The organism is Mycobacterium sp. NGS27 (assembly GCF_059813005.1).
In genome coordinates this window covers 23,263-35,574 of the sequence record NZ_JCALDT010000011.1, presented here as the reverse complement: position 1 = coordinate 35,574, position 12,312 = coordinate 23,263, and the positions used below count along the sequence as shown (strand labels likewise).

Below are 12,312 nucleotides of genomic sequence, written 5' to 3'. Positions count from 1 at the left end.
TCCTGCCCGCCACAGATCGCCCAAGTCGCGAGCGTGCCTAGCGTCCGCCGGTGGGAGGTCCCGCACCAAGTCGGCAACGGGCGAGCACAGCGTTGCGTCTTTGAGGTCTGTCCACGACACCCATGTCGACGTTCGCCTCGGCTCACTCGCCGTTGGAGCGGCGTCATCGGACTTGCCTGTAGGCAAGCCCAATTCAACGACGCGTCGGCGGCTGTGCGGATCGTTGACTTGCAGAACCAGCGCACCGCCAACGTGTTCAGTATCCAGGCCGCCCTGTTCGTGGGCTTCTCGCCGCACCCATGAGCCCATGCTCTCGTGCATCCGGGGACGTCCGCTTGACAGCACCCAGTCGCCCTCGTCGCGTTGCAACAGCAGCATCGCATCATTGCCGACGATTGCCATAGCGCAACGCGATTCGACAAGGGATTCATCGGCTGGTTTCATCGCGGCGCCCGACATATCGGGCTGGCGCGGCTAAGGACACAAGTCACCTGCGACTCCTAGGGTGTTCGCAGGTGCCATCAGCCTTGCGGCGGTTTGAAAGCTTCGCTTTCTGGCGGACTCCATCGCCGTTGTCAGTTAACCAATGGCGATTCGGTTGGTCAAGTCGGAACGGGCTGGTCGGGTGCCGGCTGTGGTGCTGAGGCGGTGAGTGCCCAGCTGCGCTAGGTTGACCACCACCATGTTGTTGTCGATGGGATCACCGTTTTTGCTCAGGCCATCAACGACAGTGCGGTATCCGTCGCCCTGCAGCACCGCTTGGTAGCGGCGGTGAAAGTGGCCGTGCCACAGCCGGGCCGGTCGAACTACGTCGACAACGGAGCGCAGCCGCACTCGGTAGAGCTCGGAGCGTCGTAGCTCCTGTGCCGGAAATCCGAACCGGTCGTGCGCTGCGCCTGGAACCGTGATTCCCGCCGGACAGTCGTGGCAGAACATCACATCGACAGGCCCAGGGGCCCCGGCATCACGAGCTTGCGCAGCTGTGATGCATTCCTGTGCCCACCATGATTGTCCGGGCTTGCGCAGAAAGCGGTCGATGGAATACGCGCCCCCCAGCGCTAGACATCTGGTCCCGGCCCATTGCCAGCGATATCCTCGCGGCAAGTGAACGATGCGCTCGCGTAGCTGACGCAGGCCGTCAGCATCGACGGGCCAGCTGTGCAACCGGTCGAAGTTCTCGTGATTGCCGTCGACGAACCCCAAAACGACGCCGCAGCGATCCAGCGCGCGGTCAACTGAATCCAGGAAATCGTCGGAGAAGTTGTAGCCGAAGTCCCCGAGGTGAAGCAACACCGTGGCTTCGCGCTTAGCAGCGTGCTCGATGGCTCTCACTGCATACCCGGTATCGGCATGCCAGTCACCCGCGATCGCGATTCGCGCCGGCGGGGACAAGATCGAATGTGAGAGCACCTGCCCTGGGTCCGGCATTGGCGCGGGTAGTGATGACCGGTTCATGATCGGCTCCTGGGTCCATTGGCGCCGCGCGGCGTGTCTTGTCTCAACGCGCCGCGCGAACGGCACTGCTCAATTCCCAGGGACCGTTGGCGACCGCCAGGCTCTCCTCGCGCCCAGATGCGGTGGCGAATTGGCGGGCCCCACCGCCTGTTCTGTCGAGGCTACGCGCCTATTTCGAGCCAGGTCAATGACATTGGCGCTGGCGTCTTCTGGGTCTAAGCGGCTAGCCTGATCGTTAGGCGATGGATCTCCGCCCGGGTAGTGCCCAAACCGCCAATTCGGCTGATGGCTCCTGTTTGATCTTGGGCGTGCAAACGGGCGAGGAGTCCGCGCTATGACACTGGTCGTCGGATATGACCGCCACCGCGCGAGCCGGGCCGCAGTGCTCTTCGCCAGTGAATTAGCCGGTGCTCTGAAAGTGCCTGTTCACGTTGTCCATGTGGTGGACATATCCGACGGCGCCATCTCCGGTTCATCGGGCGATTCGGCCAACGCCGTCAAACGAAAGCTCGACGCCGAACGTCAGCATGTCGGCGAAGCGCTCGACGCGGCCGGCGTGCAGTGGGACTATCACCTTCTCAACGGCGATCCCGTTAAGGCGCTTCTCAAGACCGCCGATGATTGCGCCGCGACCTTAATCGTGGTGGGCCGCTCGCAGCACAGAATCGCCCCCACCCTGAGCCACCTTCTGACCGGCGCCGTGATACGAAACCTCTTACGTCACAGCACCCGCCCGGTTGCCGTGGTTCCCGAGTTCGCAGAAAGCCGGTAAGTACAGCGCGTCTGCCCCGCGTCTATGTGGCCCCGGCACACCGCGCTGAGCGCGAAGGTCATCTGTGCGGCTCCAGGGGCGGGCCGGCGCACCGGCATGACGCTGCCCCCAGCAGCGGTCTGCGGCCCTTGGCACGAGCCGCTTACCTCGCGCAGGCAATCGGCACCCGGCGAGCCTCGACGCACACGACTATGGGCCCATGATCGACTTTCGGCCAGACAACGCCTGAACGCTATTACGGCAGTGTCGATTCCGCACCTGACGTTGAATCCGGGGCGCTACTCACCAACCGAGCGCGGCGGCGGGGTTTCTTAAGCGTGTGACAGGACTCGGAACGGAACCTGCTATGCTGGGCTGCCACGACCAATGCTTCGGCATCGCTCTACGGGTACAGCGAATCCCTTGCTGGGCCACATAAGTCAGCGAACGGCGTGCTGGACCCGACTCAGTCTGGCCGAGGGGCCACGGTAGGCGGATGGCTATGGACGTGGCGGAGCGACTCGGGTCTGGACGAACTGTGTGGTTGAGGTACGCCATCAGGACATCATCGGCGCGATGGTACCGCAGTGAATCCACCCACAAACGGTGAACCGGTGTCCGGACATGGCCGAGCTTACCTCTCACAGTTGCCACATACCCGCCCACGTCACCCTGGGCAAGCAGAGCCAGCACCGCTTCGACATCGCTGCATTCCAGGTCGGCCAGCTCTGCCCAATACGCCGCGAAGACGCCGTTATTCGCTACCGCCGGGCGGTAGCCAGAACGTGATGTCAAATCGCACGGGGTTCTCGATGGGGCGCCGCGGCGAGTTCATCGCAATTCCATTGCGGTTGGCCTGGTCATATGATCCTCTTTGGTACTGCGCAGGAGCTATTGGCGACGTCCGCAGTGTCGGCAAGCCCCACTGCCTTCTCTCACCTTGGCGCGCTGTGGCCGGGTCCGCCGCTGGATCTGAGCACACGGGTTGTGCTTGAGGCCTCTCCTGCCATTGACATCGCAGGTGATGAGGCTCGCCTTGAGTGCCGCACCAGCTAGCGGTTTCCGCCCGTCGGGTAAGGCGGGTTACACGGCCCTCAGATGACGCACAATCGCGGGGTACTATTGTCGATATAGGCGATGAAGCTCGCCTCAACCGCCGCACCGGCTGATGGCTTCTACCGAGGAGAACAACTCGCGGTAGAAGGAGGGTGAGCGGGAGATGGCGGCTCTTGCGAGCATCCTTGATCCAGCAGCCGGCACTGGAACGGTGGCCAACGGCGCACCGGAGTGTTGCGGCGATCTGCACCTGGATCAGATCATCACCGCGGTGACGGCATCCTGTGAGGGCAATGACATCGCCAGTATTTTCCATGTGCCCCTGCATGATCTGCGCGCCGTGCGATACCGGCAGCAAGTCTTTCGCGACCTCGACGACGAGCAGGCACGGTCAGCGATCCAAAGGTTCGTTGACGGTATGCGTGCCATGCGGGGTCAACTAAGCGTGGCCCGAAATGCCTGGCATCGCTTACAGCGACAGGGCTGGCTGCTCGCTGCGATCGAAATCTATTGCCGTGCAATGAAACGCCTACGCGACGATCTCGTCCGCGTCCAGGCACATTCTGCGGGCCTGCGTAACTTCAGCGAACACGTCACAAGTTATGTGGACGGCGAGGTTTTCACCACGCTGGCAGCGGAGACCCAGACGATGCGAGATCAGCTGCACAAGCTGCGCTACATGGTGCACATCGAGGGCTTGCAGGTCCATGTCGAAACCTACGATGAACAAACCGATTACAGTGCAGCCATCGCGGAAAGATTCGAACGTTTCGCCACCGAAGTGAGCAAGGACTATCGTGTTGGACTGCCCGAATTCGACGATATGAACCACGTCGAGGAACAGATTCTGGAATGTGTCGCCAAACTTCATCCGGAGCCCTTCGAGCTGCTCGGTAGCTTCTGCCGGCGCCACGAACACTTTATTGAGCCGAACATCGCGAGATTTGAGCACGAGATCCAGTTCTACCTGTCATATCTCGCGTTCATCGGCCGCTTCACCGCAGCCGGGCTAGCGTTTTGCTATCCCGATCTCACCGACGAGCCCGGTGTGGCGGATGTGTGTGACGCGTTTGATCTCGCGCTGGCCATATCCGCGATCCAAGATCACGATCGTCCTGTTGCCAATGACTTCTCTCTGTCAGGAACCGAGCGAATCTTCGTGGTCACCGGACCCAACCAGGGGGGCAAGACAACGTTTGCACGGATGATCGGCCAATGCGCCTACCTCGCCTCGCTGGGTTGTCCGATACCGGCCAGCAACGCCAGGCTGACTTTGCCCGACCAGATCTTCACCCACTTCGAACGCCAAGAAGACCTCTCGACATTGCACGGGAAGCTCGACAACGAGCTGGTGCGAATCCATCACATCCTTTCGTGCGCAACCGATGCCAGCATCATTATTATGAACGAAAGCTTCTCGTCGACCACCGTCAATGATGCCCTGCTGATTGGTCGAGAGGTGATTGAACGAATCATCACACTGCGCTGTGTGGCGGTCTATGTTAGCTTCCTCGACGAGCTTTCCAGGCTAGATCCGGTGTGCGTCAGTATGGTTGGCGAAGTTTCTCGCGATGATCCGACGCAGCGAACATTTAAGTTCGTTCGCCGGCCCGCCGACGGCCTAGCCTATGCTGCCGCGTTAGCCGACAAATACCGGCTTGGCTACGATGCCCTGGGGCAAAGGATCCGCCAGTGAGAGTGCGATTACTGCACCCGGTTCACGACCCGGATTTGTCGCCACGTCTTCCTTGGCGGTTGCAGGACCTCGTCGATCAGGACCTCGAGCTGCGGCGTGTGTATCAAGCGATGGCTGGCGGCGACGAATTCCTGCTGGAGACTGCGAAAAAGATCGTGCCGCTGGCGATCACCGACCCCGACGTCATCATCTACCGTCAGCAAGTCTTGGGCGATTGTCTGGCCAATCGCGCGGCGGTGCAGCAGATGTATGACGTCGCGGTCGATGGTGTGCAGGTCCGGCGCAAAGTCTTCCTGGGGGGTTTGATGTCGCGTGACCCGCAAGCCATCCTGCGCCGTTCCGTACGTATCCTCGAACTCCTGGTGGGCAACCTTCGACAACTGCGGGCCGTATGCGACGAACACGCCAACAGTTTCAGCTCAACCGGGTTTGAGCAGTTGCTGGATATGATCGGCATCCAGATCTGCGACGAGTACCTCGAGCAGCTTGACGCAGACCTTCGCGAGTTGCATCTCCCGCGAGGGGTGCTGCTCAGCGTTTCGCTGAGTTCGGGCAATAAGGGCACAGATTATCTTCTTCATCAGCCACCGATCCGCAAGTGGTGGGACAAATTGACCGGAAATCACAGTGGCAGTTGCGGATTCGTTGTCGATGACCGCGACGAGGCTGGCGCGAAAGCGCTCACCGAATTGGCCGGGCGGGCCATCAATGACGTCGCCAATATCGTCACTCGAGCCGCGGACCACGTCGAAGGATTCTTCGGTCGGCTGCGCACCGAACTGGGGTTCTATTTGGCATCTACCAACCTCTACGAACAACTCACGAAAGCTGATGCGCCCACCTGCTTTCCGACCCCCATCCCAGTAGGCCTGCCTCAATTCTGCTGCCGCGATCTGCGCGATGTAGGCCTGTGCCTGACCGCCACTAGACCGGTCGTCGGAAACGACATCGATGCTGCTGGTTCGTCATTGATCGTAATCACCGGGGCCAATGAGGGCGGCAAGTCGACGTGCTTGCGCAGCATGGGCGTAGCGCAGGTGATGATGCAAGCCGGGATGTTCGTGACCGCAGCCTCGTTTTGCGCCAACGTCCGGGACGCTGTCTTCACGCACTTCAAGCGCGAAGAAGACGACACCCACGCCCACGGCAAGCTCGATGAGGAACTTGCTCGCATGAGTGATATCGCCGACGTGGTTGGCTACACATCGATCCTGCTGTGCAACGAGTCCTTCGCCTCGACCAATGAACGGGAGGGATCGCAGATCGCGGGCGATGTGATACGAGCCATGGTGGAAAGCGGAATCAAAGTAGTGTTTGTCACGCATCTATACGACCTCGCGCATCGCCTCAGCTCGCAAGGCGATCCCCGCTATCTCTTCCTGCGGGCCCAGCGTTGCGACAATGGCGTACGAACGTTCCGGTTAGAGCCGGGACAACCGGAGCCCACCAGCTACGGCCAGGATTCATTTCGGCGGGTGTTCGCCAACACCCCACGCGGTGAGGTCAGCCACAAAGCCGTGAGGTCCGATTGACCTTGGGGGCGTCGACAGCAGCCCGGTGGAGCGGGCTCCGGTCGCATACCTAATTACGCCGGCCGCTCGGCGGCGAGCAGGGGACCGATGACCGCACCGAGATTGTCTTCCGCACGTTCGAACCCGAATACGCGCCTCTGAGCCGACTCCCGGCTACAGGGACACCAACACGGCTACAGCGACACCAACAGCGCGTCACGCTCAGGGACCGCAGGCCACGAGACAACCTGGCACACGCACCCAGCGGCACCGGCTTGCCTCCGTGATGGCCGCGCCGACCGCGCCGGTTGTCATGGCGGTGTCGCCGTGGCCATCCGCTGCGGCCGTGCGCGTCTTGGGTTCAGCGGCCGTTGAGGACTCGTTGGGTCGTTATCGACGACCGGTGTGCAGTTCTCCTGTCGTGTTTGCGACGACGGCTCTGGCCCAAATGGTCGGCTGGCAGTGACGCATTCCGTGGTGGACCACGGCTGGTGGTGCTGCTACCGTGAAACTTAGCCGCCGTTCGAGCCGGCGGCCGGCGATGAGGCTCGCCGTTACTTGCGCCGTTCGGCGTTGATGGCTTCTACCCGTAGTGCAGTTGGTCAGCGCTCTGCTGTCCAACACAGCATGGGGAGGAGCCGCGTCTGTGGAAATCAAGCAGCAAGCGGATCTCGGTCTGGTCAACGAGGCTGGACGCATCGTCGGCGGGCACACCATGTGGGGGTGCCGTCCTGAAATAACCGCTGATGTCGCAGCCATTCTCCGTGCTTGGCTGATGGCTCTTCTCGTGAGACGGACACCGCCAGGGCAGATTACGTCTCACGGTGCGCGAGCGTTGTTGCAGCCCTGGTGGTCTTGGCTTGTGGTGTTCGGTCACGGCGACCGGCGTGTACACGTCGGCGAACATCAAAAGCGAATGGACGGATCGATATCGGCGCGGCTTGGCCTTCTCCACACGAGGTGGAGCCGTCGCCAGCAGCGTGACCATGCGATGACCTGCCGGCGCCTTCATTCCAATAGCCACGGCCGCCGTCGTCACGTCTATGGCATCCAAAGATGCTGCATACCAGCCGCTGTCGGCTGTCCGCACCCGATCTACCGTATCGCCAGACCACCCATAGTTCGCGGGCGAAATGTCAAGGACCGCTGGGGAGCGGGGCCAACCAGCCCCGGGATGGCCAGAGTGCGCCCAACTAGCGGGCACGTTGCGCGGGGTAAAAGGTTCCGGACGGATTTACCGGTGAGTCGAGCGCCACCCGAAGCGACTTCGAGATCCGGTGAATAACCTGCGCCTTCGGCTAAGGGGCGATGCGACAGTCAATGACGTTAGCGAGTGGGGAGTTTGGAGCCATGGGTATCGCAGTGCACGTCGAGGGACTCACGAAATCCTTCGGCAATCATCGGATCTGGGAGGACATCACCCTGTCCTTACCGGAAGGGGAAGTCAGCGCGCTGCTAGGCCCCTCCGGGACCGGCAAGTCAGTGTTCTTGAAGGCCTTGGTGGGGCTGATCCACCCAGAACAGGGCAGGATCATCATTGATGGCACCGACATTGTGAATTGTTCTGCCAAACAGCTTTACGAAATCCGCACCCTGTTCGGGGTGATGTTCCAGGACGGTGCATTGTTCGGATCGATGACGCTATATGACAACACGGCCTTCCCGCTGCGTGAGCACACCAAGAAAAAGGAGAGCGAGATCCGCAGGATCGCCATGGAAAAGCTAGAGATGGTGGGTCTTAGCGGCGATGAAGGAAAATTCCCGGGCGAAATCTCCGGAGGCATGCGTAAACGGGCGAGCCTGGCGCGTGCCCTGGTGCTCGAACCGCAGATCATCCTTGTCGATGAACCCGACTCGGGCCTCGACCCCGTCCGCACCGCATATCTAAGCCAGTTACTCATCGACATCAACGCCCAAACTGACTGCACACTCTTGATCGTGACCCATAACGTCAACATTGCCCGGACGATGCCCGATAACATCGGCATGCTATTTCACCGTAAGCTGGTCATGTTCGGGCCTCGTGAAGTATTGCTGACTAGCGACGACCCCGTCGTGCGGCAATTCCTCAATGGCCGCCGGGTCGGCCCGATCGGGATGTCAGAAGAGAAGGACGCCGCCACGATAGCCCAGGAGCAGGCGATGGTGGATGCCGGCCATCCCGACGGCGGTGTCGACGAAATTCGGGATGTGCCAGCACAAATCAACGCCACACCGGGTATGCCGGAACGCAAAGCCGTCGCGCGTCACCGAGCACGGGTGCGTGAGATCCTCGATACGCTGCCAGCAAAAGCCCAGCAAGCCATCCGCGAAGACCCCAATGCTGCTGATTTCTCACACTAGAACCTTGGTTGTAAGAACCGCTCTGCCTGGAATACCGCGGCGGGATCTGCTCGCCCAGGAGGCAACTAACGTTGGCGGCCAACGGCACCTGCAGAAGCACATCGATTTTCGGCTGGCCAATTGCGTAGCTGAATGTGAAGCGGAGGAACGTAGTTGACTGTTCTGATTACCTTGGGATCTCCGAATTGGAACCTCGATTGCCACCCGGCCACCCCGATGGTGTCGAGCACCCAGGTTAACCGCCGATACACGCCCGCATCGGTGACCGTGGTTAAAAGCCGGTGCGCGGGTGAATCGGATGACCACCGCGTCGAATGCTCCAAGCTCATCACTCCCACAGGCGGCTACCGGCGTCATGATCCCGCGGGGACCGCAATCGTGACCAGGGTTGATTGCTTCGGGGCGACACTGGGCGCTACCGAAAGGAAACGATCATTTGAGGTGGGAAGGCCAAATCGATGATCGCTTCCACCACCGAGGCTCAACTTCGCCGTTGTCTAACTGGCATCCGGTTCCCCGCAAACCGGGAAGATCTGCTGGACGCTGCGATCACAAACGGATGTGACCAGGACACCGTCGACGCCGTTCGTGACATTTCACCCATGACATATGCGAACCTCAGACAAGTCCTTGCGTCAATCACCGTTACCGACGACGCGAGCGACGCCGCCACACCGCATCCCTCTAACACCGACGATGCTGATGACACGCGCACCTAAACATCAGCACGCCAACAGACAACCTCGAACATGCCGGCTGGGGACCTCGCAGCAAAGCCACATCCGCACGACCATTTCCAACGCTATGCGACAGGTGGTTAGTAGACAGACATCCCATGGCATCGACCTGATACACCGACGGGAGACCCACGAACGGTTCAGCGTCGATATGATCGCGTCAGCTAAAGCGGCTGGGGCGCAGCGGCTGTCATTGTCGCTTACTGCGCTCTCCCGAGATCTGCGACCACGAGGATCGCGGCCGCATCGAGCGTTGCCTCGTACCGTTTCAGCCACATCCTGGGCCCTTCAATCGCAGTCGAGTCGTCGTCAAAGTCTGTGTGCAAGCTCCAAGTGTTGGATGGCTGGCGGTGCGTGCTGATTCCGATATACCAGCGAGCCTCATTGGTGCTCGTGTCGTTAATGTTGGCCACCGAGACGTCCGCCGCGAAAGTCGCCGAGGCACGTTGACTAGAGACGTTATGGGGTTGTCCGTGCACTGGTTTGACCATGTTGGAGCCCAGCAATTAGGTAGGGATTTACGAGCAACTGACTAGCTGAGTACAGGAGTGAGGATGAATATTCGTCGTATGCAGTTGGATGTCGATAAGGCAATTTCGAGACCAGATCTGTTGGAACTGGCCGCAGCGATCAACGACGTTTCCGGTGTCGAAGCGCTCAACATCACCGTCGCAGAAATTGATCTGGAGACAGTCGGCCTCGAGGTCACGGTGGAAGGCGGATCCATCGATGCGGCTCAATTGATGAGACAAATAGAGAAGGCCGGCGCGGCAGTGCACAGCATCGATGAGCTCGTTGTCGGTGATCGCATCATCGAGCGGGTACCTCGCACCCGGTGAATGCGTTAAGGCCCCGCCGGGGCACGCGCCCGCACCGGTCGGGCAGGCTGATTTTCGCCATGGCACTTGGCGTCTCGGATGGCATCCTTAATGCCCTAACGCTGGCAGCCGCAACGGTGCTGCACGGCGTCGGCCTGAGCCTGCAGTTGAGCGCGCGGGTCGGCCTTGTCGCGTTCGTCTCAGCGGTCGTGACACTTTTCGTCGCGGAATACACCCAGAACCGGGTAGAGTTGCTGCGGGCCGAACGCCAGCTGATGTTTACTCAGTCTGGGCGCCTCGCGGCGACAAGCCTGGGCAGGGCGGTTTTTCGCGACTCGATTACTGCGGCCGTAGTGGCCGGGGGGTCCAGTTTCACCGGTGCCGCACTTCCGCTGATCATTGGTACGTTGCTGCCGCGACTGTCCTGGCTTGCACTCGTGGTGTCGGTCGCGGCCCTGGGGGGCCTGGGTGTCGTCTTAGGAACTCATGTGGGAGGCCGCCGAATCCTATGGGCCGTGGCCCTCGTCGTCGCCGGCATTATCGTAACGATTATCGGCGTGCAGGTCGACCTTGTGTGACGACGCAGCAGGGTCGCCTACAGTGGCTGCGCCTGTCAGACGGATCGCTCACCACTCCGGGCGGTGGAGATGTCTATCGGCCGCATCGCCCTGCCGGGTGCGAAGAAGGGGGCGGCACCGGAACCCGCTCTAAACAAACGTTGAGCGGTCGATAAGACAGATTTCTTGGATCTGTTGCTGAGTGCGACCGCCGAGCCAGGTGGCCTCGTGGCCGTGCCCCGCGAATTGGCCCATGTGGTCAACCGATCGGGGTCCGGCCACCTAGTTGCCAGCTGCGGCTGGCCATACACCGAGCCGCAGAAGAAAGATCGTTGTGGTCAGTTGAGTACTCGGCACTACCCACTTTGTATTCTGTTGGGGAAGCCGGGATGTCGGTGACCGCGGCCGCTCAAGCTGCGTTGGTAGAACTGGTAGCCAAGCGTCAACGCTCCCGCCCCGATAGCCACAGAGACCGGGTACTTGATACTCGGAGAGTTGATGACGAGTGGAAGAAGTCCAATCGCTAATGCGGGCGGCATGTGAAGCCGCAGCAGGCGAAGCGCGAGAACACCGGACATCAGCCCACATCCGGCTGCTACACCGCCGCTGCCGCACACCCCCACCGCGGCCCATCCTGCCGTCGCGGCCAGGCAGCAAGCCGCCGGGAGCGCCAGCGGCTTGCCGGCCCACGGACACGTGGTGGGATGGGCGAACATCTCATAAGCCATGACGATGAGTGGAGGGAACAACACAAGTCGCATGTCCAAAGCCGTGGCACACAAGGCCATCACCGTCACAAACGCAAAGAACGGTAGGAGCCACGTATGTCCGCCCGGGAGGGTTTCAAGAACATCGTCGGAGCTCGCGTCCGAGGCCTGCTGCCGGTACTTCCGGCGGCAATACCGCTGCAGGAGAACAAGAATGGTAAACAACACGACCAAGCTCAGTGCGATCGAGGCGGGGTACAGCCAGCTCCTGATATCCAAGAAGAGTGGTAGTACCCCCGCCGCTATCGCTGGGGCGATGTTGGACTTGAGCAGCGTGAGAAGAAGCAAGCACGAAGTAACGATGAGCAGAATGGCCAGCACACCAAAAGGAAGTGTGCGCGTGATCAATGTACCGATCGTGGCGCCTAGCACTGGGGTCACGACTAGGCGCAGCCGCTGAGCCGCCCACTTGCCTGTCGGCCGGGTCAAAACGTCATGCGAGAGGGCTGCAAGGCCAGGAAACACGAAGTAGTGCCAACCGTGACACTGTGCGGCCACCACGATGTACGCCAGGACTACCGCCTCCATGAGGAGGCGGAGGCGAAGTGGCAGACCCTGATCAGCCATAACCGGCAAGGTGCGCTAGCCGGCCGGTGACGCCGAGCGCCACCCTTTGATCCC

General features: G+C 61.0%; 10 protein-coding genes and 4 riboswitches. Of the genes, 7 read left to right on the top strand and 3 right to left on the bottom strand.

Annotated elements, in window-relative coordinates:
• Positions 1-505: 505 nt before the first annotated feature.
• Positions 506-580: riboswitch (Fluoride riboswitch) on the bottom strand.
• Positions 580-1,428, bottom strand: a complete 849-nt coding sequence (locus AC5Y30_RS23525) for a metallophosphoesterase family protein (protein WP_499921592.1) — start codon at positions 1,426-1,428, stop codon at positions 580-582. Its footprint overlaps the riboswitch before it by 1 nt.
• Positions 1,429-1,684: 256 nt before the next feature.
• A riboswitch (Fluoride riboswitch) is annotated at positions 1,685-1,757 on the top strand.
• Between the two features lie 32 nt (positions 1,758-1,789).
• Here AC5Y30_RS23525 and AC5Y30_RS23520 point away from each other — a divergent pair.
• The 3 genes from AC5Y30_RS23520 (at position 1,790) to AC5Y30_RS23510 (ending at position 6,490) form a co-directional block, all read left to right on the top strand.
• Entirely contained in the window at positions 1,790-2,227 is a 438-nt protein-coding gene (locus tag AC5Y30_RS23520) for a universal stress protein (RefSeq protein WP_499921441.1), read from the top strand.
• 1,103 nt (positions 2,228-3,330) lie between these two features.
• A riboswitch (Fluoride riboswitch) is annotated at positions 3,331-3,391 on the top strand.
• A gap of 34 nt (positions 3,392-3,425) precedes the next feature.
• Positions 3,426-4,958: a MutS-related protein gene (locus AC5Y30_RS23515; protein WP_499921439.1), complete on the top strand. Its 1,533-nt coding sequence runs from the start codon at positions 3,426-3,428 to the stop codon at positions 4,956-4,958.
• A 2-nt stretch (positions 4,959-4,960) separates the two neighbouring features.
• Positions 4,961-6,490: a MutS-related protein gene (locus tag AC5Y30_RS23510; protein WP_499921437.1), complete on the top strand. Its 1,530-nt coding sequence runs from the start codon at positions 4,961-4,963 to the stop codon at positions 6,488-6,490.
• A 507-nt stretch (positions 6,491-6,997) separates the two neighbouring features.
• Positions 6,998-7,062: riboswitch (Fluoride riboswitch) on the top strand.
• Here AC5Y30_RS23510 and AC5Y30_RS23505 read toward each other — a convergent pair.
• Positions 7,053-7,559 (bottom strand): hypothetical protein, encoded by a 507-nt coding sequence (locus tag AC5Y30_RS23505; protein WP_499921435.1) that lies wholly within the window; start codon positions 7,557-7,559, stop codon positions 7,053-7,055. (Overlaps the previous riboswitch by 10 nt.)
• Positions 7,560-7,819: 260 nt before the next feature.
• On the opposite strand from AC5Y30_RS23505, the gene AC5Y30_RS23500 reads away from it, so the two are divergent.
• The 4 genes from AC5Y30_RS23500 (at position 7,820) to AC5Y30_RS23485 (ending at position 10,945) form a co-directional block, all read left to right on the top strand.
• Positions 7,820-8,812 (top strand): ABC transporter ATP-binding protein, encoded by a 993-nt coding sequence (locus AC5Y30_RS23500; RefSeq protein WP_499921433.1) that lies wholly within the window; start codon positions 7,820-7,822, stop codon positions 8,810-8,812.
• Positions 8,813-9,270: 458 nt separating this feature from the next.
• Positions 9,271-9,531, top strand: coding sequence for a DUF2795 domain-containing protein (locus AC5Y30_RS23495; RefSeq protein ID WP_499921432.1), 261 nt, complete (start codon positions 9,271-9,273; stop codon positions 9,529-9,531).
• A gap of 572 nt (positions 9,532-10,103) precedes the next feature.
• On the top strand, positions 10,104-10,388 hold the full coding sequence (locus AC5Y30_RS23490; RefSeq protein WP_499921430.1) for a DUF211 domain-containing protein: 285 nt from the start codon (positions 10,104-10,106) through the stop codon (positions 10,386-10,388).
• A gap of 59 nt (positions 10,389-10,447) precedes the next feature.
• Positions 10,448-10,945: a hypothetical protein gene (locus AC5Y30_RS23485; protein WP_499921428.1), complete on the top strand. Its 498-nt coding sequence runs from the start codon at positions 10,448-10,450 to the stop codon at positions 10,943-10,945.
• Between the two features lie 335 nt (positions 10,946-11,280).
• On the opposite strand, the gene AC5Y30_RS23480 is transcribed toward AC5Y30_RS23485, so the two are convergent.
• Complete coding sequence (locus AC5Y30_RS23480) at positions 11,281-12,258, bottom strand: hypothetical protein (RefSeq protein ID WP_499921426.1); 978 nt, start codon at positions 12,256-12,258, stop codon at positions 11,281-11,283.
• Between the last annotated feature and the right edge of the window lie 54 nt (positions 12,259-12,312).

Coding starts and splice junctions, on each gene's coding strand:
- AC5Y30_RS23525 (WP_499921592.1), bottom strand. CDS start 1,428: ATGCCGGACCCAGGGCAGGTGCTCTCACATTCGATCTTGTCCCCGCCG.
- AC5Y30_RS23520 (WP_499921441.1), top strand. CDS start 1,790: ATGACACTGGTCGTCGGATATGACCGCCACCGCGCGAGCCGGGCCGCA.
- AC5Y30_RS23515 (WP_499921439.1), top strand. CDS start 3,426: ATGGCGGCTCTTGCGAGCATCCTTGATCCAGCAGCCGGCACTGGAACG.
- AC5Y30_RS23500 (WP_499921433.1), top strand. CDS start 7,820: ATGGGTATCGCAGTGCACGTCGAGGGACTCACGAAATCCTTCGGCAAT.
- AC5Y30_RS23495 (WP_499921432.1), top strand. CDS start 9,271: ATGATCGCTTCCACCACCGAGGCTCAACTTCGCCGTTGTCTAACTGGC.
- AC5Y30_RS23490 (WP_499921430.1), top strand. CDS start 10,104: ATGAATATTCGTCGTATGCAGTTGGATGTCGATAAGGCAATTTCGAGA.
- AC5Y30_RS23485 (WP_499921428.1), top strand. CDS start 10,448: ATGGCACTTGGCGTCTCGGATGGCATCCTTAATGCCCTAACGCTGGCA.
- AC5Y30_RS23480 (WP_499921426.1), bottom strand. CDS start 12,258: ATGGCTGATCAGGGTCTGCCACTTCGCCTCCGCCTCCTCATGGAGGCG.